This is a genomic window from Mycobacterium celatum, assembly GCF_002101595.1.
Lineage (GTDB): Bacteria > Actinomycetota > Actinomycetes > Mycobacteriales > Mycobacteriaceae > Mycobacterium > Mycobacterium celatum.
In genome coordinates, this window is the sequence record NZ_LQOM01000051.1 from 58217 (window position 1) to 83155 (window position 24939).

The window sequence follows — 24939 nt, forward strand, 5'->3', positions numbered from 1 at the left end:
CGATGTTCACCGTCGATGACCAGGCAGCGGGCCCGCACGACGAGACGCTCGATCACGAGCGAATCGTCCTGCAGGCGCGCGACGTCGACTTCGACTGGGCGAGGCTGCCGTTCTACTACGTGCCCAACGAGGTCTTCGCCACCCACTTCTGCAATGTCCTGCATCTGCTGCTGCCGGCGGGCGAAGAGTGGATCGTCGACGTCTTCAAGCGGGCGTTACCGCTGATCCGCGACGACCAGCTGCGGCTGGACGTGCAGGGGTTCATCAGCCAAGAGGCCATGCATTCCCAGGCGCACGCCGGTGTGGCCGAGCACCTGACGGCCAAGGGCATCGATCTCACGCCGTTCACCAGCCAGATCCGTTGGATGTTCGACAAGCTCATCGGGGACCGCCCCTGGTGGAGTGCGCGACGACGGCAGAGCTGGTTGGCAGAGCAGGTGTCGATCGTGGCCGCGCTCGAGCACTACACGGCCATCCTCGGCGAGTGGATTCTGGACACGCCGCAACTCGATGAGCTTGGCGCCGACCCGGTGATGCTAGACCTGCTGCGCTGGCACGGCGCCGAGGAAGTCGAACACAAAGCGGTTGCCTTCGACACCATGAAGCATCTGCGCGCCGGGTACTGGCGCCAGGTGCGCACCCAGTTGCTGGTCACACCGGCGATGCTGTGGTTGTTCGCACGCGGCGTGCGGTTCATGTACTCGATCGACCCGCACCTGCCGCCGGGAACCAAGCCGCGCTGGCGGGACTACTTCGACGCGGCGCGCCGCGGTTTGGTGCCCGGGCCGTTCGAGTTTCTGCGGGTGATCGGCGCCTACTACAAGCCGAGTTTCCATCCGTCGCAGCTGGGCGGGGTCGGGCGCGCGGTCGAGTACCTGGCCCGCTCCCGCGCTGCCCGCGCCGCGCACTGAGCACTCATGACCACCTCCTCTGTGACCGCGTCGGACGGCGTTTGTTTGGCGGTGCACGCCTACACCGAGATCGACGCACGGCGGCCGACCATCCTGGCCATTCACGGCTACCCCGATAACCACCACGTGTGGGACGGCGTTGCGGAACGACTTGCCGACCGCTACAACTTTGTGGCCTACGACGTGCGCGGGGCCGGCGAGTCGTCCAAACCGGCGAACAGGTCGGCATACCGCTTCCCCCAACTGGTTTCGGACATCGCCGCGGTGATCGACAGCCTGGGGGTCGACCAGGTTCACCTGGTGGCCCACGACTGGGGCTCGATTCAAGCGTGGGCCGCGGTAACCGACGAGCCGCTGATGGACAGGGTCGCCTCGTTCACGTCGATCTCCGGGCCGCACCTGAACTACGCGGGCAAGTTCCTGCGGTCACCGCGCACGCCACGCGCCGTGGCCGACGTCGCCAAACAGGTCCTGGCGTCCAGCTACATCTGGTTCTTCCTGTGCCCGGGTCTGCCGGAATTGACGATCCGGTCCCGGGCGACGGTGAAAGTCTTTGACGCCGTTGAACGTATCGGCCGGTCGAGTACCCGGAGTCAGCGCCCTGCGCCATACCGGTCGACTCACGACTACCTCAACGGGCTCAACCTGTACCGCGCCAACATGCCCGCGCCAATACTGGCGCCGCCGGAACAGTTGCCGGAAACACGGGTTCCGGTGCAGGTGCTGGTTGCGCGCAAGGACTACTTCGTCTCACCGCCCTTGCAGCGGTTCACCGGCTCTCTCTTGCCGGGCGGCAGGGTCGTCCCGATCGAGGGCGGGCACTGGGTGGTGACGTCGCGTCCCGACGTCATTGCCAGGCTCACCGGCGAATGGGTGGACCTGGTCACCGCGGGCGCAGCGGGCGATTCGGTCGTCAACACCGGATCCCGTGATGTGGTAGGCAAACTCGCGCTGGTCACCGGGGCCGGCGCCGGGATAGGCCGGGCCACCGCGGTGGAGCTGGCACGCCAGGGTGCGGCCACCGTCGTGGTGGTCGACCTTGATGTCGACAGCGCCAACGACACCGCCGAGGCCGTCCGGGCCGCCGGGGCCGAGGCCGCGGTCTACCAGGTCGACGTCAGCGACGAGACGGCAATGCATGAGCTTGCCGCACAAGTACACGACAAGCACGGTGTGGTCGACATCCTGGTCAACAACGCCGGGATCGGGATGGCCGGCCGGTTCCTGGAGACGACTCCGGAGCACTGGGACACCATCATGGGGGTCAACGTGCGCGGTGTCATCAACGGCAGCCGGGCGTTCGGCGCCCAGATGGTCGAGCGCGGCCAGGGCGGAACGATCATCAACGTGTCGTCGGCGGCGGCGTTCTTGCCGTCGAAATCCATGGTCGCCTACGGCACCACAAAGGCCGCGGTGCTCGCATTGAGCGAATCGCTGCGCGCGGACCTCGCCGACGAGGGCATCACGGTGACGGCGGTGTGCCCGGGTTTCGTCAACACCAATATCGCCAAAAGCACTGTATACACTAACCTTTCGACCGAGCAGCAGGAACGCGCCCGGCAGAAGGCCGACGCCGCCTATCGGCGTCGTAACTACACCCCGGAAGCCGTCGCAAGAGCGATCGTCAAGGCAGTCCGGACCGGTCCGGCGGTGCTGCCGGTCGCGGCCGAGTCCAGGGTGGGCTACGCACTGCGCCGCATCAGCCCGTCGCTAGTGCGGCTGTTCGCGAGATTCGACCTTCGGCAGATGTGAGCGAGACGACTGTGGCGCAAGGTATTTGGAGCAGTAGACCCGCCGACTTGTACGGCCGGCGCAAGCGCGACCGCGCGCTGACCGCGCTGTACGGCGTGGGCACACTGTTCGGCGGCCTGGCGTCGGCGTCGCGGTGGACCCCGTCGCGGGTGGCGCCGGTGCAGCGCACGATCCACGCGGTGGTCACCAAACGCGAAGTGCTGGCCCCCGATGTGGTGGCGCTGACGCTGGCGGATCCCGATGGTGGACTGCTGCCGTCGTGGACACCCGGTGCACATATCGATGTCCGGCTCCCGTCGGGACGGCGTCGGCAGTACTCGCTGTGCGGTCCGCCCGGCCGGCGTACCGACTACCGCATCGCGGTGCGCCGCATCGCTGACGGCGGTGGCGGCTCGATCGAGATGCATGACACCTTCGACGTGGGTGACACGCTGGTGTTGGAAGGTCCGCGCAACGCGTTCTATCTCGTCACGGACGAGCGTGAGGTGTTGTTCGTGATTGGCGGTATCGGGATAACGCCGATCCTGCCCATGGTTCAGGTCGCTCAGCAGCACGGAATCAATTGGCGCGCAGTGTATGCCGGCCGCACCCGCCAGTACATGCCACTGCTGGACGAGCTGGTGGCAGTGGCGCCCGACCGGGTCACGGTGTGGGCGGACGACGAGCGCGGCCGAATCCCCACCGCGGCGGACCTGCTCGCGGACGCGGGGCCGGCGACCGCCGTCTACGTCTGCGGCCCGACCGGCATGCTGGAGTCGGTGCGCGCAGCGCGTGACGAACATGCCGATGCGCCATTGCATTACGAGCGGTTCAGTCCGCCGCCGGTGGTCGACGGTGTTCCCTTCGAGCTGGAGCTCGCGCGGTCGCGGCAGGTGGTCAGCGTGCCGGCGAACCGCTCGGCGCTGGCCGTCATGCTCGACCGCAACCCGGCCACCCCGTACTCGTGCCAGCAGGGGTTCTGCGGAACCTGCAAGGTCAAGGTGCTGGCCGGCGAGGTAGAACGCAGAGGGCGCGCCGCGGAGGGCGATGACGAAATGTTGGTCTGCGTCTCGCGAGCCAAGGGCGATCGTGTAGTGATCGACGCTTAATCTTCTGCCGACTGTGCGGTTTCATACGCGACACACCGCGAAGAGCGTATGAGGACACACAGTCGGTGCATCGGTTGGGCGGTGACGAAACGTCAAGTCGCTGATGTAACCCTCGAGCGCACGTAGATCTCAGCGAGGAACTGCTCGACGGCCACCGCCGCGTGCTGGGCACGCACCGAACCGAAGATGTCGAAAGCGTGCTGCGCGTAAGGTAATTCGGCATACGCGACGGGAGCCTTGCTGACCCCGCGCAGCCGCACCGCGAAAGCCCGCCCCTGTTCGACCGGGATCAGCGAGTCGTTACACCCATGCAGCACGAAAAACGGTGGCGCTTCGGAACTGACGTGGCTGATCGGCGAGGCGGCGCGGAGAGCCTCCGCAGTTTCGTTGCGCGACAGCTTGAACACGTACTTGCCCAGCGTCGGCGTCATCAGTGGATGCAACGAATCGGAATAGGTGAAGTCGTAGACGCCGTAGAACGGGACCGCCGCTCGCACGCTGGTGTCAGCATCCTCGAAACCGGGTTGGAATTGCGGGTCATTCGCGGTCAACGCGGCCAACGCGCTCAGATGCCCACCTGCTGACCCGCCGGTGATCGCAATCCAGTCCGGGTCCCCGCCGTACTTGGCGATGTGCTCCTTGATCCAGGCCAGTGCACGTTTGACGTCGACGATGTGGTCGGGCCAGGTCGAGCGCGGGCTGAGCCGGTAGTTGATCGCGACACAGACCCAGCCCAATTCGGCCAGATGACTCATCAACGGATACGCCTGGTGGCGTTTACTTCCCAGCATCCACGCGCCGCCGGGAACCTGCAGTAGCACCGGGGCCTGTCCGCCGCGATCCAAATCTGGACGCCGCCAAATGTCGAGGTGGTTCCGGGAACCGTAAGGGCCGTAGCTGATGTTGGTGTCGTGCGCGTAGTCACCGTAGACCCGCATCATGCGGATGACGCCCGGTGTCTTGGCCGTGCCTGCGCCCGCCGGCCGCTTCCAAAGGTCGCCCGATTCGGTGCGACGGCCCGCACCCAACCCGACATCCAGTGCGGCCGTGAGCGGCCGGTCGGACTGGCGACCGATGCGATGCAAGCCCAGCAGCCCCAGCCACGACACCGCCGACACCAGCCAGCTGAACCAGCGCACCCGTGGCGAGAGCCTGCGGGTCACCGCGGCAAGCGCCGCGAGTTGGCCACCGAGAACCTGCAGCGGCAGTTCCGAGGCGAACACGCCGTAGGCGAAGGCGAACAGCGAGGGGTAGCCGCGCTTGCTCAGCGGGCGGTAGCCGTTGGCGGTGAACGCCAACCCCGTCAGGGACCCGAAGACAGCTGCCAATTGCTTCACGACGGCCACTTTAAGCGGCCACGCCGGATCCACTGTTGCTGGCGGGTCCCGAAACCCTCTTGAACCACTGTAACCACTTGCGCCACTGTGGTTTTGCTTGTGGGTTACTGGTGGCAGTTGTCCCCTCGGCCTGATAGTATTCGAACATGCGTTCGGATAGTCGGGAGGAGATCGTCGAGGTCTTCGACGCGCTCGAAGCCGACCTCAAACGCGCCCTAGACCTGTCCTTCGACGTGCTCACCACTCCGGAATGCCTGGCCATGCTGGAGCGCTGCGAAACCATCCGCCGGCGACTGCCCGCCGTGGAGCATCCGCTGATCAACCAGCTGGCCGAACAGGCCAACGACACCGAGCTGGGCGGCACACTGCGCTTCGCGCTGGCCGAACGGCTACGCATCACCCCGGCCGAAGCCAGCCGGCGCATCCACGAGGCCGCCGATCTGGGCGACCGACAGGCGCTCACCGGCGAACCGTTGGCGCCGCGGTTGCCCGCCACCGCCGCCGCCCAGCGCGGCGGACAGATCGGCACCGCTCATGTGGCAGTGATCCGCAGCTTCATGCACCGACTGCCCGGGTTCGTCGACGCCGAAACCCGCGAACACGCCGAAGCCCACCTGGCCGAATTGGCCGGGCAGCATCGCCCCGACGACCTAGCCATGTTGGCCCAGCGGCTCACCGACTGCCTCAACCCCGACGGCGACTTCACCGACGACGACCGGGCGCGCCGACGCGGCCTGACCCTGGGCAAGCAAGGCCCCGATCTCATGTCACACCTAAGCGGCTGGATCACCCCGGAACTGCGCGCCACCCTCGAAGCCGTGTGGGCCAAACTCGCCGCCCCCGGCATGTGCAACCCCGCCGATTCGGCACCGATTGTCGACGGCACCCCTTGCGAGGAGACAGCCCGCCGCGACACCCGCAGCACCGGGCAGCGCAACCACGACGCCCTGCTCGCGGGGCTGCGGGGGTTGTTGGCCTCCGGAAACCTCGGGCAGCACAACGGGCTACCGGCCAGCATCATCGTCACCACCAACCTCAAAGACCTCGAAGCCGGCACCGGACACGGCCTCACCGGCGGCGGAACACTGCTACCGATGTCCGATGTGATCCGGCTGGCCTCCCACGCCCACCACTACCTAGCCATTTTCGACAAAGGCAAAGCGCTAGCGCTGTATCACACCAAACGCTTAGCCTCGCCCGCCCAACGAATCGTGCTCTATGCGAAGGACCGCGGGTGCACGTTCCCGAATTGCCCCGTACCCGGCTATCACTGCGAAGCCCACCACTGCACCCCCTACGCCCAATGCCACACCACCGACGTCAACGACCTCACCCTAGGCTGCGGCGGCCACCACCCCATCACCGAAGACGGCTGGACCACCCGCAAACTGAAAAACGGCGACACCGAATGGATACCACCCCCACACCTCGACCACGGCCAACCCCGCACCAACCGATACCACCACCCCGAAAAGCTCCTTAGAGCCGATGACGACGAAGACGACGACGACCCGTAGGCCTTGTGCGTCCGAGCACACAAGCACATGCTTGGAATGCCCAAGCATTTGATTGGATGACGCCGTGGCCGACAGCACCCGCGATCGGATCCTGAACGAGGCGCTGCGGCTGTTCGCCGAACACGGTTATGCCGGCACGTCGGTCGCCTCGATCGAAGAAGCGGCCGGGCTGTCGCCGCACTCCGGAGCCCTGTACACCCATTTCGGGTCGAAGCAACAGGTCATGGCCGCCGCCGTCGAGCGGGCTATTCAGACCGCAGATGCGAGTTTCACGCTCGCGCCGATGCTGTCGCTGGGCAACCTCGAGGCCGAGCTGACGCTGGTTGCCCGTGGCTCGCTGGTGCTGATGACCAACTGGCGCAACCTGATTCGCGTGATGGCCAAGGAAGGCGACCGGTTCCCGGAGGTGATGGCCGACGCCCGCGACCGGCTATTCGCCCGGTCGCGGCAATTTCTGGCCAAGTGGCTCCAAGACAAAGCACCGCAAGACGATTCAGTAGACCGCGACTTCGAAGCGATCACCGCAATCTGGCTCGGTGCGATCGAGAACTATTGGATCGCAACGTCTATCCACAATGATCGTCCGCTGGGAATCGACGAGGACCGATTCATTCGCCAGTGGGTCCGCACACTGATGACCGCGATCGGAGCGCCCACATGACCCACAGTGTCTTCGATTTGAACGATCCGGCCGTCATTGCCGACCCGTACCCGCACTATGCCCGGCTGCGCGACACGGCGCCGGTGTATCACAGCAACGATCCGGATCTATGGATCCTCAGCCGCCACGACGACGTGGCGGTCGCGGTGCGCGATGCACAACGGTTCTCCTCGGATCTCGGCACAGCCTCACGCTTCGACGACAACCCGTTCAACCCCACCATGAAGATCCCGCACCGGCTCGCGGGTGCGCTCGGACGCGTTGTGCCGCTTCGTACCCTGCTCACCAGCGACCCGCCCGAGCACACGGTGCTGCGCCGCAAAGTGAGCCGGGCGTTCACCCCGAGACGTATCGCCGCGTGGGAGCCGCGCATCCGGCAGATCGCCGAGCACCTCGTCGACGACATCGCCGCAAAAGCCGGGCCGGGTGATCTGGTCACCGATCTGGCATCCCCGCTACCCACAATCGTGATCGCCGAGATGATGGGTATCCCCGCCGATCGTCACGACGACTTCAAGCGCTGGTCGGACAATCTGGTCAACGGGCTACTCACCGGCGGCAGCTTGACCAAGATGCTTGCCAGCGCCGCCGAGATCTCGTTGTTCTTCGCACGAACCGTGCGCAAGCGGCGCCGAAATCCCGGCGACGACCTGGTCAGTCTGCTGATCACCGGCGACAATGACGCACTGAGCCTCGCCGAACTCATCAACTTCTGCGTCCTGCTGCTGGTCGCCGGCAACGAGACGACCACGAACCTCATCTCCAACGCCATGCTGGCGTTGTTCGAGCGCCCAGATCTGTGGCGGCAGATCACCGCCGACCCGGCGCTGGCGGCGGCCGCCGTGGAGGAGACACTGCGCTTCGACGGGCCCGGCCAGGGCCTGCTCCGGATTACCACCACGGACGTCACCGTCGGCGGTACCACGATCCCCGCCGGCGCCAGAGTGCTGCCGCTGATCGGCTCCGCCAATCGCGACCTCCGCCACTGGGAAGACCCCGACGAGTTCCGGCTCGACCGAGAGTCCAACGAGCACCTTGCGTTCGGGTCCGGAATCCACTTCTGCATCGGCAATGCCCTGGCCCGCATGGAAAGCCGGGCGGCGATCGAGATGCTCGCACGTCGGCTACCACACCTAGCGCCAGGCGGGACTCCGACGCGGATCGCCGGCCCGGTACTGCGCGGACTTCGCCCGCTGCCGGTCGTCGTCGAACCCTCGGCCAGCCGGCGCGACCCCCGGATCGTGATCGTCGGCGCCGGCATGGCGGGCATCGCCGCCGCTCATACCTTCCGGCAAGCCGGGTTTACCAACTTCACGATTCTGGAAAAGGCTTCCGACGTCGGCGGCGTCTGGCATTGGAACCGCTACCCGGGTCTGCGATGCGACGTGCCGTCGCACACTTACCAGTTCGCGTTCGCGCCAAAGCCCGACTGGAAACACGTCTGGGCCACCGGCGAGGAGATCCGGCAATACCACCGCGACCTCGTCGGCCGCCTGCACCTGGGTCCACATCTTCGGCTGGACTGCGAGGTCACCTCGGCAGCGTGGACGGAAAACCGATGGCAGGTGTGCACCGCCGACGGTGACACGATCGACGCCGACTTCCTGGTCGCCGCAACCGGTGTCTTGCACCATCCGTCGATCCCGGACATTCCCGGACTGGACTCGTTCGCCGGGCCGGTGGTGCACACCGCCCGCTGGACAGAAGTCGGCACCGCCGGCCGACGCGTGGCGGTGATCGGCAGCGGATCCACTGGCGTACAAGTCTTTTCCGCACTACAGCCCGACGCCGCGCATATCACGCATTTCGTCCGCACCCCGCAGTGGGTGATGTGGATGCCGATGGGTCTGCGCCAACCCCGCGTCGTCGGTCGGCTGCTGCAAGCACTGCCAGGGCTCGCCTGGACCGTCGACCGTGCGCAGCGCGTCGGTTCCGATCTCGTGGTCGACCTGGTTACCCGGCCGACCTGGCGGAGACGCCTGGCCCAGCGCTACGCGCGGATGTGCCTTCGAGTGCAGGTGCGGGACAAGGACCTTCGCGCTCGCCTCACCCCCGGCTACCAGCCGTTCTGCAAACGTCAGGTGGTCTCCGCCAGCTACTACCGGCGGATCGGCAAGCCCAACGCCAGCTTCGTCACCGAGGCCATTGCCGCGGTCACCCCGACCGGGATACGAACCGCCGACGGCGTCCACCATGATGTCGACATCATCGTGCTGGCGACCGGGTTTCAGGCGCACAACTACATGCGACCAATGAACCTGCGCGGCCGCGACGGCCTGTCGATCGACGACGCCTGGTCAAAGGGACCGCGCGCGTGGGCGATGACCGCAATCCCCGGATTCCCCAACCTGTTCACCATTTTGGGCCCCAACTCCCCCTCCGGGTCGATGTCACTGCAACACGTCGCCGAACTGACCGCGCACTACGTCACCGGATGGCTGCGCCGATTCCGCGACGGCGAGATCACCGCCGTCGAAATCACCGAGGAAGCCACCAACCGCTTCGCCGACGACATTGCGGAAGCAATGAGACCAACAGTCTGGAATACCGGCTGCAACTCCTGGTACTTCGCCGACGACAACCACATCGACCTGTGGCCCTTCGACCGCAAGCGGCTGACCACGATGCTCACCGAGACCTGCGACCACGACTACAACCTCACTTCCTGAAAAACCTGTTGCCGAGGCTTGCGCAACCCCCCGCCACGGGGCGCATCATCGGGACATGGACGAATCAGCCAAGGTGATAACCCGTGGTTGGTTGGCCATGCTCGTCGGCACCGCCCTGCTCGCCGGCGGGCTTATCGTGCTGTGCTTGCCCGTCTACCTCGACGCACACGACCGGTGGGGCATCCAGATCAAATGCGGCAACGGCTACTACACCCAGTTGCTGCAGGCGACGGTCAGCGATCAAGAGCCCGCGCAGCATTCCAGGCCGGTCACCAACTACGTGGACCAATGCAAGAGCGCCCTGCTGCACCGTCGCGTCTGGGCGATTCCGTTGACCGCTGCCGGCACCCTGATCGTCATCGGCGAACTGGCGGCGTGGATGCGCGGCGATTCCCCGAGTGTTCCAGAGCCCGGGTCTCCGGAACCGGCGAGTGCGCGGCCGGCCGCCCTCCCCGAAGAGCAATTCCACGAAGCCGCCGCGCTGGATCGCCGCTACCGGTCACATCGGCCGCCGGCCCACGACACGACGTTGTGATCCCGGGGAGCGGCTGACATTACGTGATAAACGCAGCAGTCCCGCAGTGCAATCCAGTTACGCGACGACGACGTTGAGGAACGCCTGAGTGGGCGAGCGTCGATGATTTCTTCGAGCAACTGGACGACATTCGGCGGCAGGCATGCTTTGACACCGCCCCTTCGGAGCCACTTCCGGCGGCGGAACGAAGGCGTCAGGTGGCCCGATTGCCTCCGCGCTTGTCGGTTCTCGGCTGGTCCGACGGCCGCCCGCCGGCGAGTCGACCCAACGTGGTGACTCCCGGGAGGCTGGACAGCGCCTTGAATACGTCGTTGCCGGTCGCGACCAGCGCCTCCAGCTGTGGCAGCAAGCGGTCCATCGTTCGGAGCATAGGGTCGGCAAGCGCGATGTACCTTTCCGCGCGATCGATCGTTGTGTTGAGGCGCTCGGTCGCTACCGCGAGGTTCTCCACGAGATCCGGCAGCTGTGCAGCGATCTGAACCGAAGCCGGCGGAATTCGCATCGCACCGCTGGCGACCGACTGCGCCGTCTCCACGGCGGCCTGAGCGGCGGATTTGATGTCGCCGGGTTTCGGAACCTTCGGGTTCGGCGTCATGCCACTAAACTCTGCCACTGATTGGCGCACGACGTGAACGAACAGCCCTGCTACGCCGATTCCACCGGTTCTTCGATCACCTGGTACACCGGGTCGACCATCGACATCGGACGATTGCCGCCGCCGCGCACCTTTCCGGTGATGCGGAGCAGTTGGCCGGGCTGGACGTCGTCGCCGCGCCCCGGGTGGAAGGTCACCCGTATTTCTCCGCTGTCGTCGCCGATGACGATCCACCGAAATGTCTGGCGGCGCTTGGTGATGTCCTCGACCTGACTGACCCGTCCTTCGATGGTGGCCCGCTGTCCCTCGATGAGCCCGCCCACGGGAACCACCGCCGGCGGCCGTTCGGGGTGTTCGTATTGCTGGACCGTTTGTTGTTCCCCGCGGGAGATCCGCGCTTCGATCTTGTCCAGTTTGCGCGCGATCCGCTGCTCGAAGAGATCGGGGAACGCCTCCGCGATCCGGGATTGCACGTCGTAGGGCACGATGGTCGCGGCCGCGTCCGGGATCCGGCTGATGGCCCGGGCGATCTTGTCCGCGGTGCGGTCATGGAGCAGTCGCCCCAGCAGCGGCGCGTAGGTGCGACGTGGCAGCAGTACCGTCACGTTGGTGTCGGGATGCTCGCTGAGCGCCCGAAGCACCAGTTCTTGTGCCCCGCGGGTGATCTGGCGATCCGGACAGTCCACGACGCGCAACCGGGTGTCGAGTTCGAAGCGGTCCCAGCGCTTGCGCAACTGCGCGGCGTAGGCCGCGTCCACCATGAAATGCACCGCGATCAATTCGTCGGCGCGCAACCCTCTCCCGTAGCGCAGCGCCTCGATCACCGCCAGGTCGACGGAGTTGACGAAGACGAACACCCGGTGCCGCGCGTACTTGACCAATTCGGGGCGGTCGGTACGGAACATCTCGAGAATCGCGGCCTCGGCGCGGTATTCCTTGTTGAGCCGCATCAGCGCCAGCACCATCAACGGGAAGACCACTACCACCAGCCAGGCGCCTTCGGTGAACTTCGCCACCGCGAAGATGCCGACGATGATCGTCGACAAGATCCCGGTGGAGAGGTTGATCGCCAGCTTGTGCCGCCAGCCGGGCTGGCGGTGCGTCAGATGGTGTTTGGTCATTCCGTAGCCGGCCATCGAGAACCCGGTGAACACACCGATCGCGTAGAACGGCACCAGTGCATTGACCGAACCACCGGTGGCGATCAGCAGCGCCACCGACAGCGCGGTGAGCGCGATGATGCCGTTGGAAAACACCAGGCGATGACCGCGCTTGGTCAGCTGCCGCGGCAGAAACCGGTCCTCGGCAACGAAGCTCGCCAACGCCGGGAAACCGTTGAAACTGGTGTTGGCGCCCGTGAACAAGATGGCTGCGGTCGACGCCTGGACGAGGATGTACAGGGCGTTGCCGATCACCCCGTGACCGAACACCGCCCGGGCGATTTCGGAGAGCATCGACGGGTATTCGTCGACGTACGGGGTGGAGTGGGTGACATGGGCGAGGTAGGCCACACCGGCCAGCAGGAACCCGAGGATGCAGGCCATCGTGGTGAGGACGCGACGCGCGTTGACGCCCTGCGGTTTACGGAAGACGTTGACCGTGTTGGAGATGGCCTCGACGCCGGTCAGCGACGATCCCCCGTTGGCGAAGGCTCGCAGCAACACCAGGATCGTCGCACCCATCACCAGCCCGTTGCCCTGGTGAACCGGCACCGCTCCGGGAATGTGCTGCGGGTCGTATGTCGGTAAGCCCCAGAAGATGTGGCGGATCACCCCGGTCACGATCGTCAACGCGATCATGACGACGAACGAGTAGGTCGAGATCGCGAACGGCAGGCCCGCCTCCCGCAACCCGCGCAGGTTGGCGTAACAGATCACAAGCACCACGGCCACCGTGATTTCCAGGCTGTAGGGACCGAGCGCGGTTATCGCCGACACCACCGCGACCGTGCCCGCCGCCGACTGCACCGCCACGGTCACCACGTAATCGATCAGCAGTGCCGCGGCGGCGATCTGTGCCGTCCGGGGCCCGAAGTTCTCCCGGGCAACCACGTACGAGCCACCGGCGCGGGTGTAGGCCATCACCACCTGCCGATACGATGCGGCCACCAACACCAGGATCAACAGAATCACGCCGGTGATCGGCAGCAGCAACGCGAACGCGGCCAGGCCCGCATGTGGCAGCAGTTCGATCATGATCTGCTCGGGACCGTAGGCGGTGGACGAGATCGCGTCGGGCGAAAGGGCGCCCAACGCAACAGGATTCGAGAGCCGCTCGGAACTGAGCTCCTCGGTGATCAGCGGCTTGCCGAGGAAGATTCGCTTGAAGACGTCGGTGATCGACAGCGGGATGCGCGGCTGCCCGGCGGGCGACGTCATCAGTCGGTGACCAGCGCGCCGTCGACGAGCTCGTCGAACCGCTCGATCGCCTCGTCGCTGTCGGTGTCGATGCCGCGCAGCGGCCCGCGGTCGGCCAAGTATCGCTGCGCGTACAACCGGGCGACCAGCGCCTTACGGTCGGCCGCCCTGGTTTCGCGCTCCCAGGCGGCCTGCTCGGTGAGCAACGCGCCCGCGTACACGTCGCCCATGAATTGCGCGAGCGGGAATAAACGCGCTTCGGCCACATCGCCTTCCAGCTTGGTCCAGGCGGTGATAGCCGCATCCAGATCCGCGATGCGCCGGCTCACCAACTGCGTCGTGGCGTCGTCGTCGGACACCGACACCGCGTCGTGCAAGCGCTCCAGCAGCGGCTGGTGAGCCTGGATCTTCTCGATACCGCGACGCACGTCCAAGCACAGGATGTTGTCGGGCCCCTCCCAGATGGTGTTGACCTGCGCATCGCGCAATATCCTTGCCACCGGCCAGGTTTCGATGTAGCCGTTGCCGCCGTGGATCTCTATTGCGTCCGAGGCCATTGTGATGCCCAGCCGGCACACCTTGAGCTTGGTCACCGGCACGGCGATACGCTGCCTGACTGCCCGGGGTTGTCGATGGTTGGCGAAGCCGGTGCCGTCGAACACCAGCGCCAACGCGGCTTCGACGTCGACGATCATCTCGGCCAGCTTGCGCCGCATCAACGGCTTGTCGATCAGCGCGCCGCCGAACGCCTCTCGCCGCCGGGCGTAACACAGCGACTCGACCAGCGCCCGGCGCGCGTTGCCGACCGCGAACAGCGCGATACCCAGCCGCGCGGCGTTGGTCAGCTCCATCATCCGGCCCAGCCCCCTCCCGTCGTGCGAGCCTTCATCGGACGGTTCGCCGGACAGTAGGAATGCTTCGGCGTCAACGAATTCCACCTCACCGGAGGCCACCGACCGGGTGCCGAGCTTGTCCTTCAGCCGCCGGATCCGCACACCGTTGCGCGACCCGTCGCGACGGGTCCGCAGCACCAGGAAGTTCGCCACGCCGCGGCCGGAGTCGGGCGCACCGTCGGGTTTGGCCAGCACCACGAACACCTGGCCGTCGCAGTTGGACGCAAACCACTTGAAGCCGTTGAGAAGCCAGCCGTCGCCGTGCCGCGTCGCCGTCGTCTCCAGCGCGCCCAGATCCGAACCTCCGGTGCGTTCGGTCAGCAGCTGGGCGGTCTCGCCCTCCCACTCGCCCGTCTCGAACTTGGCCAGCACATGCTCGCGGACATCGGCCGGCGCGTACGCCGCGACCAGCGCCTTGACCATGCCGCCGCCGGTACCCAACGCGCAGCCCATGCCGATGTCGGCCTGGTCCAGCAGATAGTTGGCCGCGAACAGCGGCAACGACGGATTGACCCCGGCCCGCCGGGCGTCGTCCTTGAGCTTTTTGTGCGCGTCGAGCACCGCCCGCTTGGATTCGGTGAACGACGGCGGCTGCACCACCCGGCTGACGTCGTGGCCCCAGCGGTCGTAGCGCTCGAGCCGCGCCGGGTTGCGATCGGTCTCCTCGGCCCACCGCGCCACCGGCCCGCCCATCAGCTCGCCGATGCGGTCCAAATGCGGCTCGACCACGGCCAGCTCGTCGGGTTGCAGGTAGTAGGCCATCGTGAACTGCAGGCTCGGATCGGTGCGATACCAGTTGAGCCCGACCGCGCCGGTGTAGTTCTCCGTGCGATAGCGCTCGGATTTCTCTGGCGAGCTGAACGGCAGCCGGTCCACGGCCTCGACGTCGTAGTCGCTCATCCTGCGACCGTATTACAGCCGGGCGGCCGCCGCGGCGATCCGTTCATCGGTGGCGGTCAGCGCCACCCGCACATGGCGTGCGCCGCGGGGGCCGTAGAACTCGCCGGGCGCGACCAGGATGCCGCGCTGAGCCAGCCAGCCGACGGTGTCGCGGCAGGGCTCGCCGCGGGTCACCCACAGATACAGGCCGGCCTCGGAATGGTCGGCGGTGAAACCCGCCGAGCGGAAGGCGGGCAAAAGCAATTCGCGCCGCAGACGGTAGCGGTCGCGTTGCTCGCGCTCGTGCTCGTCGTCGTCGAGAGCAGCGACCATCGCGGCCTGGACCGGGGTGGGCACCATCATCCCGGCGTGCTTGCGCACCGCCAGCAGTTCGCTCACCACGTGCGGATCGCCTGCGACGAAGCCCGCCCGGTACCCGGCCAGCGAGGAGCTCTTGGACAGCGAATGCACCGCCAGCAGACCGGTGTGGTCGCCGTCGCACACCGACGGATGAAGGATCGACAGCGGCTCGGCGTCCCAGCCGAGGCCGAGATAACACTCGTCGGAGGCCACCAGCGCGCCGCGCTCGCGCGCCCAGCCCACGACCTTGCGCAGATGATCCACACCGAGCACTCGCCCGGTCGGGTTGCTCGGCGAGTTCACGTACACCAGCGCCGGGGTCTGCGGCCCCAATTGGGTGAGCGAGTCGGCGTGCAGCGTCTGCGCCCCGGCCAGCCGCGCGCCGACGTCGTAGGTCGGGTAGGCCAGCTCGGGCACGACGATCAGATCCGCGGCGCCCAGGCCCAGCAGCGTCGGCAGCCACGCGATCAGCTCCTTGGTGCCGATCACCGGGAGCACAGCCGTCTCGGCCAAGCCGGTGACGCCGAAGCGCCGGCTCAGCGCCTTGACGGCGGACTCCCGCAACTGCGGCGTGCCCGCGGTGGTGGGGTAGCCCGGCGAGGCACTGGCGCCGGCAAGTGCCTCCCGGATCAGCGGCGCGACCGGGTCGACGGGTGTGCCGACGGACAGGTCGACGATGCCGCCGGGGTGCGAATCGGCCAGTGCGCGTGCTTCGCTCAGGGTGTCCCAGGGGAACACCGGCAGCAGGGCTGACACGGCCGACCGGCGCCGGCGGATCACTTTCTCGCTCAGTCGCCCTCACCCTGTGGCGGCAGATCCTTGACCACCTGCGGGTCGTTTTCGGTCATGCCGACCTTCGCCGCGCCGCCGGGGGAGCCGAGTTCGGCGAAGAAGTCCGCGTTGATCTGCGTGTACTGGCTCCACTGCTCGGGCACGTCGTCTTCGTAGAAGATCGCCTCGACGGGGCAGACCGGCTCGCAGGCGCCGCAGTCCACGCATTCGTCGGGGTGGATGTACAGCATCCGAGCGCCCTCATAGATGCAGTCGACCGGGCACTCCTCGATGCATGCCTTGTCCTTGATGTCGACGCAGGGTTCGGCGATCGTGTACGTCACGAAGGTCTCCTCCAAGTGCTGTTCAATGACGCGGATCCGTTGGTTACTGATACTAGACGTTGCATCTAACACACCCGCCGCGCCACCCGCTATGCACCCCGGTGCAGTGCAACTAGTTGCATAGGCTTCGACCGGCCCCCTATGCTGCCCTGGTGGCGCTTCCCCACGCGATCCTGGTCTCCTTGTGCGAACAGTCCGGGTCGGGCTACGAGTTGGCCCACCGATTCGACCGCTCGATCGGGTACTTCTGGACCGCGACCCATCAGCAGATCTATCGCACGTTGCGCGCGATGGAGGACGACGGCTGGGTGCAGGCGACACACGTGGTCCAGCAGGGTCGCCCGGACAAGAAGGTCTACACCGTTTCCGAGGCCGGACGTGCCGAACTGGCCCGCTGGATCGCCGAACCGCTCACCGGCAGGGGCAGCGCGCTGTCGGACACCCGCACCCGCGACGTGGCCGTCAAGGTGCGCGGCGCAGCCTACGGCGACGTCGCCGCGCTGCGCACGCAGATCGCGACGCTGCGTGCCGAACACGCCGAATTGCTGGACGCCTACCGGGGATTCGAGAAACGGCAATTCCCCGATCCGTCGAAGCTGCGCGGCGCCGCCCTGCATCAGTACCTGGTGCTGCGCGGCGGTATCCGCGCGGAGGAGAGCGCAGTCGACTGGCTCGACGAAGTGGCCGCGGCGCTATGACGTATCCAAACCTGTTGTCGCCGTTGGACCTCGGGTTCACCACCCTACGCAACCGCGTCGTGATGGGGTCGATGCACACCGGGCTGGAAGACCGCGCCCACCACATCGACCGGCTGGCCGAGTATTTCGCCGAACGCGCCCGCGGCGGCGTCGGGCTGATCATCACCGGCGGCTACGCACCCAACCGCACCGGCTGGCTGCTGCCGTTCGCCTCCGAGCTGGTGTCCTCCACCGAGGCGCGACGGCACCGGCGCATCACTGCGGCCGTGCATGACGCCGGCGGCAAAATCCTGCTGCAGATCCTGCACGCCGGACGCTATGCGTACCATCCGCTTTCGGTGAGCGCGTCGTCGATCAAAGCGCCGATCAACCCGTTTCGGCCGCGGGCGCTGTCGTCGCGCGGTGTGCAGAGTACCATCTCCGATTTCGCCCGCTGCGCCTCGTTGGCCCGCGAGGCGGGCTACGACGGTGTCGAAATCATGGGCAGCGAAGGCTATTTGCTCAACCAGTTTCTGGCGCCCCGGACCAACAAGCGCACCGACGCCTGGGGCGGCAGTGCTGCGAATCGGCGTCGGTTCCCGGTGGAAATCGTGCGCCGCACCCGCGCTGCCGTCGGTCCCGACTTCATCGTCTGCTATCGGATGTCGATGGCCGACTACGTCGAGGACGGTCAGAGCTGGGATGAAATCGTCGCGCTGGCAACCGAAGTCGAGGCAGCCGGGGCGACCATGATCAACTCCGGGTTCGGCTGGCACGAAGCGCGGGTTCCGACGATCGTCACCTCGGTGCCGGCCGGCGCGTTCGTCGACATCAGTGACGCCGTCGCCGAACACGTGAGCATTCCCGTGGTGGCGTCCAACCGGATCAACATGCCGCAGGCCGCCGAACAAATCCTGGCCGACACGCGGATACAGCTGATCTCGATGGCCCGGCCGCTGTTGAGTGACCCGGAGTGGGTGCTCAAGGCCGCTGCTGATCGCGCCGACGAGATCAACACCTGCATCGCGTGCAACCAGGCGTGTCTGGACCATGCGTTCGCGCATAAGGCGGTGTCGTGTCTGCTCAACCCGCGGGCCGGCCGCGAAACGCAACTGGTGCTGGCCCCGGCCCGACGTGCTCGCACAGCGGCGGTGGTCGGGGCGGGGCCCGCCGGGCTGGCCGCCGCGGTCAACGCCGCGCAGCGCGGCCATGCCGTCACGCTGTTCGAGGCCAACGAGTTCATCGGCGGCCAATTCGACCTGGCCCGACGGATTCCCGGCAAAGAGGAATTCAGTGAAACGATCCGCTATTTCACCACGATGCTTGCCAAACACGGTGTCACTGTGCGGCTCGGCACCCGGGTGGCCGCCGCGGATTTGACCGGCTACGACGACGTCGTGCTGGCCACCGGTGTGGCGCCGCGGATTCCGCCGATTCCCGGCATCGAGCATCCCATGGTGATGACCTACGCCGAGGCCATCACCGGCGTCAGGCCCGTGGGTACGAGTGTGGCCGTGATCGGCGCCGGCGGTATCGGCTTCGACGTCAGCGAGTTCCTGGTCACCGGCTCCTCACCGACACTCAACCTCAAAGAGTGGAAGGCCGAATGGGGTGCGGCCGATCCGCAGGAAGCCCGCGGCGCGCTGGTGGCGCCGATTCCCGCGCCGCCGGCCCGCGAGGTGTATCTGTTGCAGCGTAGCAAGGGCCCCCAGGGCAGACGACTGGGCAAGACCAGCGGGTGGGTACACCGTGCGTCGCTGAAAGCCAAAGGCGTGCAACAGCTTTCCGGGGTGACCTACGAACAGATCGACGACGACGGGCTGCACATCAGCATCGGGCCGCGGCGGCAGCTTCTCGCCGTGGACAATGTCGTGATCTGCGCCGGCCAGGAGCCGGTCCGTGACCTCGAAGAAGACTTGCGCCGCAACGGGATTGAGCCGCATGTGATCGGCGGTGCAGCGCTGGCCGTCGAGCTGGACGCCAAGCGAGCCATCCGCCAGGGCACCGAGCTAGCCGCCCGGCTGTAGCCCCCATTTTGCGCGAGCGTGCGTGTCCTCGGCCGACACGCCGAGCGTGTCGCCGGGATCCCGCACGCTCGCGGCTACCCGCTGAACAAGCCCACGGTTGTGCCCTGGGCGCTGGCCGCATCCGCGATCGCTTTAGTCGCTTCGGGCGCCGGCGTCGTGGGAGCCAGCGCCAACGGCTTGTTCAGGGCATACAGCTGGAAACGGTAGTGATGCACTCCGCTGCCGGCCGGCGGGCACGGCCCGAAATACTCTGGCTTACCGGCGGAGTTCAGACTGACGCTCGCTCCCGGCGGTAGTGGCCCAAGCTCTGTGGTCGCCGTCGGGATGCCGGTGACCACCCAGTGGATATAGAGCCCCGAGGGCGCGTCGGGGTCGTCGACCACCAAAGCCAGCGACTGGGCGCCGGTCGGCACGTTGTCCCAGCGCAGCGGCGGCGGCACATTGCGGCCCTTGCAAGAGTATTCGACCGGGATCTGCGTGTTGTCGGCGAACGCGGGACTGCTCACACCGAGCTTGGCGGCTTTCGACGGCGTCGGCTGGTTTTGCGGATTCTCTTTAGCTCCGCTGCATCCGGGGAGCATCAGGATCAGCACCGCAAGAGCGGCCAACGCCGGTCTCATGAGCGTGTGTATACCCGCTCTCGGTCAGCGAGTAAAGGCCTGGCCCTGGCGCCATCGCCCGCGAGCGTGCGCAAACCCGTATGTCAGCCCGGCGTGTCGGGCCGGGGACACGCACGCTCGCGGCAAGAAGAGGCCCAAAAACGTTACGCGGCCAGCGGCGCGTACGTCGTGGTGCGCTGGCGGGCGGGACGCCCGATGCCCTCGGCGATCGCGACCAGCTCCGCGACGGTCTTGGCCGAGCCGTGTTCCGAACCGGCCATCCGGGAAATGGTCTCCTCCATCAGCGTGCCGCCCAAGTCGTTCGCGCCGCCGTTGAGCATCACCTGGGTGCGCTCGACCCCGAGCTTCACCCAGCTGGTCTGGATGTGAGAGATCCTGCCGTGCAACATGATCCGGGCCAGCGCGTGCACCGCGCGGTTGTCGCGGTGGCTGGGCCCCGGGCGCGACGCGCCGGCCAGATACAGCGGCGAACTCTGATGGACGAACGGCAGTGGCACGAACTCGGTGAATCCCCCGGTGCGGTCCTGGATTTCGCGCAACACGTTGAGGTGGCCCACCCAATGCCGGGGATTGTCGACGTGGCCGTACATCATCGTCGAGCTCGACCGCAGCCCCACCTCGTGCGCGGTAGTCACGATCTCGATCCACATCGAGGTGGGCAACTTGCCCTTGGTGAGCACCCAGCGCACCTCGTCGTCGAGAATCTCGGCGGCGGTGCCGGGGATGGTGTCCAGCCCGGCCTCGCGCAGGCTGATCAGCCACTCCCTGATCGAAAGCCCGCTCTTGGTCACCCCGTTGGCGATCTCCATCGGCGAGAACGCATGCACGTGCATCGACGGCACCCGCGCCTTGACCGCACGCACCAGGTCGGCGTAGCCGGTGACCGGCAGCTCCGGGTCGATGCCGCCCTGCATGCATACCTCGGTGGCGCCGGCGACGTGCGCCTCCCACGCCCGGTCGGCAACCTCGGCCGTCGACAGCGAATACGCGTCGGCATCACCCTTGCGCTGGGCGAACGCGCAGAACCGGCAACCGGTGTAGCAGATGTTGGTGAAGTTGATGTTGCGGTTCACCACGAACGTCACGTCATCGCCGACAGTGTCGCGACGCAGCGAATCCGCTAGCGCCGCAACGGCGTCCAGCGCCGGACCATCCGCACAAGCCAACGCCAGATATTCGGCGTCGCTAAGGCCGGCCGGATCACGTTCGGCCGAGCGCAGCGCGGCCAGCACGTCAGTGTCGATGCGTTCGGGCGCGCGGGCGGCCAACTCGTAGACATGCGCGCGGATCGAATCCCAGTCACCGAAAGCACTATCCAGGTCGCTGCGGGCCTCACTGGCACGGCCCTGCACGTCGATCGCCGCGTGCAAATCCACCCGGCCACTGGAACCCACGTCGTCGGGCTCCTGCCACGGCAACCCGACCGGGTTGACGTCGCGCGCCCAACCGGTGGCCGGATCTGCCAGTGCCGCAACATGTTCGCGTACCCGCGGGTCAATCCACGCGGCCCCGGCCTGTACGTACTTAGGCTGCGCGGTCAGCCGCTCCACCAGGTCGTAGCCCGCCTCGGCGGTCACGGCGGCCAGCTCATCCAAGGCGGGCCAGGGTCTTTCGGGGTTGACGTGGTCGGGGGTCAGCGGTGACACGCCGCCCCAATCGTCAACGCCTGCGGCGATCAGAGCCAGGCATTCGTCGCGCGACACCAGGTTCGGCGGCGCCTGGATGCGCATTCCCGGGCCGAGCACCAGGCGCGCGACGGCCACCGTCGCCAGGAAGTCGTCGATACCGGCGTCGGGCGTCGCGGCCATCGCAGTGTGCTCTTTGGCCCGGAAGTTCTGCACGATCACTTCCTGGACATGCCCGAACTCCTTGTGCGACTTGCGGATCGCATGCAACGTCTCGGCACGCTCGGCCAGCGTCTCGCCGATGCCCACCAGCAGACCGGTCGTGAACGGAATCGAGAGGCGCCCCGCGTCGGTCAATGTGCGCAGCCGCACCGCCGGGTCCTTGTCCGGGCTGCCATAGTGGGCCAGCCCGCGGGTTTCGAACAGCCGCCGCGACGTCGTCTCGAGCATCATGCCCATCGAGGGCGCAACCGGCTTGAGCCGCGACAGCTCCGACCAACTCATCACCCCGGGATTCAGGTGCGGCAACAGCCCGGTTTCCTCCAGCACCCGGATCGCCGTCGCGCGCACATACGACAGCGTGGAGTCATAGCCGCGCTCGTCGAGCCATTGCCGCGCCTCCGGCCAACGGTCTTCGGGCCGGTCGCCGAGCGTGAATAACGCTTCCTTGCAACCGAGTTCGCCACCACGGCGGGCGATGCCGAGGATTTCGTCGGGTTCCAGGTACATGCCGGCGCCCTGCGCACGCAGCTTGCCCGGCACGGTGACAAACGTGCAGTAGTGGCAGGTGTCGCGGCACAGGTGAGTCACCGGAATGAACACCTTGCGCGAGTAGCTGACCGGCAGCCGGCCATTCGCGCCCCGCCGTCCCGCCGATTCCAAACCCGCGTCGCGCACCCGCGCCGCGCTATGGCACAGATCCGCCAGATCCTCGCCGCGTGCGGTCATCGCGATGGCGGCCTCGTCGACGTTCAGCGCCACCCCGTCACGGGCCCGCCGCAACACACGGCGCAGCGCAGACGACGGCACCACAGGGGTCGGCAGGTCATCCGGGGTCAGCGGCACGTTGGTGTAACTTCCGCCCGGTCGAATTTCATCCGCGGTCCTGCCATACGGGCAACAGTAATCCCGGGCCGCACCGCTAGGTCTGCTCCCCCGACCTATGCGCCCGCCGCCGCCACAGCACCCACCCGGGTGGCAGCGCACCGAGCACGATCAGCAGAAGCGCGCTGTAGGCCATTACTCCGCGGCCACCCAGAAGGACGTCGTCACCGGGGCCGCCGAACGTCATCGCCGCCACCGTCAGCAACCACGTCCACAGCGGCAGCGCGGCCACCCGCGCCGACGTGGTCCACCGTCCGGCGGCCCAGACCAGGGCCGCGTTGACCAGGCCACTGATCAACGCGCTGATCGGAAACGGAACGGAGCCGATGTAGGCCGGCAGCAGCAGCGCGCCGGTGATCGCGGAGAGAACGCCGTCGACCGCCAGCAACGTCAAGACCACCAGACGAATGGCGGGATCCGTCGCGCCGGTGTCGTCGACTGGCCCGGCGCTCGGCTTGGTGGCGGTCAGGTGGGAATGCTGTCCAGCTGCGCGACCAGCGATCCGATTACCCACTGGAAGCTGTCAAGTCGGTCCTGCCAATGCTGCTGGTTGTAGTCCAGATCAGGATCCATCCCAAGTCCTTCCGCGGCTGCTTGGTCAGCAGCCTACCGGGTGGCCGACTCGGCGAGATCGAGTCCGGCGAGCAGATCGGTCTCCCAGCCGCGTTCGTCGCGCTTTCCGGCAGTGCCACTGGCCAGAACATAGTGCTCCTGGCCGAGGATGGGCAGGGCGAGATTGTTCGACAAGGCGCACGCCCGCCCGGTCGGGCCGACGACCACCTGGGTGGCGTGCGCGGCCAGCGCCGCCCGCTTGGCCGGCAGCGCGTGCTCGGCGTCAACGACGGCGTCGATGTCCTCGTCGGCGTAGCCCATACCGTCGAAGTCGGTGGCCTCGCCGGCTGGCACCGTCCATTCCGGCCGCAGATCCTCGGGCGTCAGCGCGGCCCAGCCCGCCAGAAAGGCGCTCCTGGCGATCACTGTCCAATAGAGCTTCGGCACCGACCACGGCGCGCCGGGGCAGTCGTCGGTGGCGGCAGCCGCGACCGCGGCGGTGGTGACGACGTGGGTGTGGATGTGGTCGGGGTGCCCGTACCCGCCGTCGGGGTCGTAGGTCACCACGACGTGCGGGCGCAGCTGGCGGATCAGCGCGACGAGGGCGCCGACGGCTTGGCGTTCGTCGGCGTCGACGAAACGCCGCTGCCGGCGCGCTGGCGTGCCGGCCATGCCGGAATCACGCCAGCGTCCCGCGCCGCCCAGGAAAATCGGTTCGCCGACGCCGAGGGCTTGCAAGGCCGCGGTGAGCTCGGCGATGCGGTAACCACCGAGCTGGTCGGCGTGGTCGACGGTCAGCTGTGCCCAGCGGTCGCCGATGACCTCGCCTTCCTCGCCGAGCGTGCAGGTGACGACGTGCACCTGCGCCCCGCGCGCGGCGTAGTGGGCGATTGTGGCGCCGTTGGTCAGGCTTTCGTCGTCGGGATGCGCGTGCACGAACAACAGTCGCGGCGTCTCCGGCATGCAGGCACCATACCGAGTGCAAAACGCTTGGGCCGCAGCCGGAGTCCGAACAACCGTCCGCAAAGAGAAACGCCACCGACTACTATCGGGGGATGGCCCAGCAGAGCAGCACCGTCCGCACCCGTCGGCGCGGCAAGGAACTCGAGCACGCGCTGTACGACGCTGCGCTGGCCGAACTGACTGCCGTGGGCTATGCCGGGCTGACCATGGAGGGAATTGCCGCGCGGGCCCGGACCGGCAAGGCTGCGCTGTATCGCCGTTGGCCCAGCAAGTATGCGCTGGTGCAGGACGCGCTGCGGTACGCGCTGCCGCCGCTGCCCGAGCCGCGCGACGATCGATCGGCCCGGGAAAATCTGCTCGCCGTGTTCACCGCTCACTGCGATGTGCTGGCCGGCAAGACCGCGTTTCCCAGCCTGGCGATCATGGGCCAGCTCATTCACGAACCCGAACTGCGCGCCATCTTCGCCGACGCCGTGGTGGCGCCCCGCCTGCGGATCATCGAATCGATCCTGCGCGCCGGCGAACAAAACGGCGAAATCGACTCCGCGGCGCTGACTCCGCTGACCGCGCGGGTCGGCCCGGCGTTGATCAACCAGCATCTGCTGCTCACCGGCGCTCCGCCGAACAAGCGCCAACTGATTCGCATCGTCGACACCGTGATCCCGCTCTCGGCAGCGGTGCGCGTCTAGCACTAAATAACTT

The 24939-nt window shown here is 67.1% G+C and carries 20 protein-coding genes; 10 read left to right on the plus strand and 10 right to left on the minus strand.

Going from position 1 to position 24939, the window contains the following annotated elements; genetic code table 11:
* The first annotated feature begins 2 nt into the window (after positions 1-2).
* The 3 genes from AWB95_RS22105 to AWB95_RS22115 are packed head-to-tail and all read left to right on the plus strand — an operon-like array spanning position 3 to position 3751.
* A complete protein-coding gene (locus AWB95_RS22105; protein WP_062539307.1) occupies positions 3-911 on the plus strand; it encodes a metal-dependent hydrolase in 909 nt (302 codons plus the stop codon).
* 6 nt (positions 912-917) lie between these two features.
* Positions 918-2663: an SDR family oxidoreductase gene (locus AWB95_RS22110; RefSeq protein ID WP_062539308.1), complete on the plus strand. Its 1746-nt coding sequence runs from the start codon at positions 918-920 to the stop codon at positions 2661-2663.
* Entirely contained in the window at positions 2660-3751 is a 1092-nt protein-coding gene (locus tag AWB95_RS22115) for a PDR/VanB family oxidoreductase (RefSeq protein ID WP_193830649.1), read from the plus strand. The genes AWB95_RS22110 and AWB95_RS22115 overlap by 4 nt, the downstream gene beginning before the upstream one ends.
* Positions 3752-3843: 92 nt before the next feature.
* Here the strand turns inward: AWB95_RS22115 and AWB95_RS22120 are convergent, their stop codons facing one another.
* A complete protein-coding gene (locus tag AWB95_RS22120) occupies positions 3844-5097 on the minus strand; it encodes an alpha/beta hydrolase (RefSeq protein ID WP_062539309.1) in 1254 nt (417 codons plus the stop codon).
* Between the two features lie 137 nt (positions 5098-5234).
* On the opposite strand from AWB95_RS22120, the gene AWB95_RS22125 reads away from it, so the two are divergent.
* The 4 genes from AWB95_RS22125 (at position 5235) to AWB95_RS23540 (ending at position 10470) form a co-directional block, all read left to right on the plus strand.
* Positions 5235-6605, plus strand: coding sequence for a 13E12 repeat family protein (locus AWB95_RS22125; RefSeq protein WP_062539310.1), 1371 nt, complete (start codon positions 5235-5237; stop codon positions 6603-6605).
* Positions 6606-6669: 64 nt separating this feature from the next.
* Complete coding sequence (locus tag AWB95_RS22130; RefSeq protein WP_062539311.1) at positions 6670-7266, plus strand: TetR/AcrR family transcriptional regulator; 597 nt, start codon at positions 6670-6672, stop codon at positions 7264-7266.
* Positions 7263-9935, plus strand: a complete 2673-nt coding sequence (locus tag AWB95_RS24045) for a cytochrome P450 (protein WP_084707018.1) — start codon at positions 7263-7265, stop codon at positions 9933-9935. The genes AWB95_RS22130 and AWB95_RS24045 overlap by 4 nt, the downstream gene beginning before the upstream one ends.
* 55 nt (positions 9936-9990) lie before the next feature.
* A complete protein-coding gene (locus tag AWB95_RS23540) occupies positions 9991-10470 on the plus strand; it encodes a hypothetical protein (RefSeq protein ID WP_062539312.1) in 480 nt (159 codons plus the stop codon).
* A 193-nt stretch (positions 10471-10663) separates the two neighbouring features.
* On the opposite strand, the gene AWB95_RS22145 is transcribed toward AWB95_RS23540, so the two are convergent.
* From AWB95_RS22145 to fdxA, 5 genes are read right to left on the minus strand one after another with little or no spacing between them, the layout of a single operon-like run.
* Positions 10664-11065, minus strand: coding sequence for a hypothetical protein (locus tag AWB95_RS22145; RefSeq protein WP_062539313.1), 402 nt, complete (start codon positions 11063-11065; stop codon positions 10664-10666).
* A gap of 50 nt (positions 11066-11115) precedes the next feature.
* A complete protein-coding gene (locus AWB95_RS22150) occupies positions 11116-13443 on the minus strand; it encodes an APC family permease (RefSeq protein WP_062539314.1) in 2328 nt (775 codons plus the stop codon).
* Positions 13443-15215: an acyl-CoA dehydrogenase family protein gene (locus AWB95_RS22155; protein ID WP_062539315.1), complete on the minus strand. Its 1773-nt coding sequence runs from the start codon at positions 15213-15215 to the stop codon at positions 13443-13445. The genes AWB95_RS22150 and AWB95_RS22155 overlap by 1 nt, the downstream gene beginning before the upstream one ends.
* Before the next feature lie 12 nt (positions 15216-15227).
* Positions 15228-16310 carry a succinyldiaminopimelate transaminase gene (gene dapC / locus AWB95_RS22160; protein ID WP_099539637.1) on the minus strand — a complete coding sequence of 361 codons (1083 nt, stop codon included), beginning with the start codon at positions 16308-16310 and terminating at the stop codon, positions 15228-15230.
* Between the two features lie 32 nt (positions 16311-16342).
* A complete protein-coding gene (gene fdxA / locus AWB95_RS22165) occupies positions 16343-16669 on the minus strand; it encodes a ferredoxin (protein WP_045380648.1) in 327 nt (108 codons plus the stop codon).
* Positions 16670-16821: 152 nt separating this feature from the next.
* On the opposite strand from fdxA, the gene AWB95_RS22170 reads away from it, so the two are divergent.
* Both AWB95_RS22170 and AWB95_RS22175 read left to right on the plus strand, forming a co-directional pair.
* On the plus strand, positions 16822-17367 hold the full coding sequence (locus AWB95_RS22170; RefSeq protein ID WP_062539317.1) for a PadR family transcriptional regulator: 546 nt from the start codon (positions 16822-16824) through the stop codon (positions 17365-17367).
* Positions 17364-19373, plus strand: a complete 2010-nt coding sequence (locus AWB95_RS22175) for an NADPH-dependent 2,4-dienoyl-CoA reductase (protein ID WP_085168652.1) — start codon at positions 17364-17366, stop codon at positions 19371-19373. Before AWB95_RS22170 ends, AWB95_RS22175 begins: the two co-directional genes overlap by 4 nt.
* A 74-nt stretch (positions 19374-19447) precedes the next feature.
* Here the strand turns inward: AWB95_RS22175 and AWB95_RS22180 are convergent, their stop codons facing one another.
* From AWB95_RS22180 to mshB, 4 genes are all read right to left on the minus strand, one after another.
* Positions 19448-19993, minus strand: a complete 546-nt coding sequence (locus AWB95_RS22180; RefSeq protein ID WP_084707306.1) for a YbhB/YbcL family Raf kinase inhibitor-like protein — start codon at positions 19991-19993, stop codon at positions 19448-19450.
* Positions 19994-20136: 143 nt separating this feature from the next.
* Positions 20137-22683 (minus strand): bifunctional FO biosynthesis protein CofGH, encoded by a 2547-nt coding sequence (locus AWB95_RS22185; protein ID WP_062541309.1) that lies wholly within the window; start codon positions 22681-22683, stop codon positions 20137-20139.
* A gap of 76 nt (positions 22684-22759) precedes the next feature.
* Positions 22760-23191, minus strand: a complete 432-nt coding sequence (locus AWB95_RS22190) for a hypothetical protein (protein WP_062541310.1) — start codon at positions 23189-23191, stop codon at positions 22760-22762.
* 137 nt (positions 23192-23328) lie between these two features.
* Complete coding sequence (gene mshB, locus AWB95_RS22195; protein WP_062541308.1) at positions 23329-24237, minus strand: N-acetyl-1-D-myo-inositol-2-amino-2-deoxy-alpha-D-glucopyranoside deacetylase; 909 nt, start codon at positions 24235-24237, stop codon at positions 23329-23331.
* A gap of 92 nt (positions 24238-24329) precedes the next feature.
* On the opposite strand from mshB, the gene AWB95_RS22200 reads away from it, so the two are divergent.
* A complete protein-coding gene (locus AWB95_RS22200; RefSeq protein ID WP_062541307.1) occupies positions 24330-24926 on the plus strand; it encodes a TetR/AcrR family transcriptional regulator in 597 nt (198 codons plus the stop codon).
* The last annotated feature ends 13 nt before the right edge of the window (positions 24927-24939 follow it).

Excerpts from the sequence above, each read along its gene's own strand:
- AWB95_RS22105 (WP_062539307.1), top strand. The coding sequence starts at position 3 with ATGTTCACCGTCGATGACCAGGCAGCGGGCCCGCACGACGAGACGCTC.
- AWB95_RS22110 (WP_062539308.1), top strand. The coding sequence starts at position 918 with ATGACCACCTCCTCTGTGACCGCGTCGGACGGCGTTTGTTTGGCGGTG.
- AWB95_RS22125 (WP_062539310.1), top strand. The coding sequence starts at position 5,235 with ATGCGTTCGGATAGTCGGGAGGAGATCGTCGAGGTCTTCGACGCGCTC.
- AWB95_RS24045 (WP_084707018.1), top strand. The coding sequence starts at position 7,263 with ATGACCCACAGTGTCTTCGATTTGAACGATCCGGCCGTCATTGCCGAC.
- AWB95_RS23540 (WP_062539312.1), top strand. The coding sequence starts at position 9,991 with ATGGACGAATCAGCCAAGGTGATAACCCGTGGTTGGTTGGCCATGCTC.
- AWB95_RS22145 (WP_062539313.1), bottom strand. The coding sequence starts at position 11,065 with ATGACGCCGAACCCGAAGGTTCCGAAACCCGGCGACATCAAATCCGCC.
- AWB95_RS22150 (WP_062539314.1), bottom strand. The coding sequence starts at position 13,443 with ATGACGTCGCCCGCCGGGCAGCCGCGCATCCCGCTGTCGATCACCGAC.
- AWB95_RS22155 (WP_062539315.1), bottom strand. The coding sequence starts at position 15,215 with ATGAGCGACTACGACGTCGAGGCCGTGGACCGGCTGCCGTTCAGCTCG.
- AWB95_RS22175 (WP_085168652.1), top strand. The coding sequence starts at position 17,364 with ATGACGTATCCAAACCTGTTGTCGCCGTTGGACCTCGGGTTCACCACC.
- AWB95_RS22180 (WP_084707306.1), bottom strand. The coding sequence starts at position 19,993 with ATGAGACCGGCGTTGGCCGCTCTTGCGGTGCTGATCCTGATGCTCCCC.
- mshB (WP_062541308.1), bottom strand. The coding sequence starts at position 24,237 with ATGCCGGAGACGCCGCGACTGTTGTTCGTGCACGCGCATCCCGACGAC.
- AWB95_RS22200 (WP_062541307.1), top strand. The coding sequence starts at position 24,330 with ATGGCCCAGCAGAGCAGCACCGTCCGCACCCGTCGGCGCGGCAAGGAA.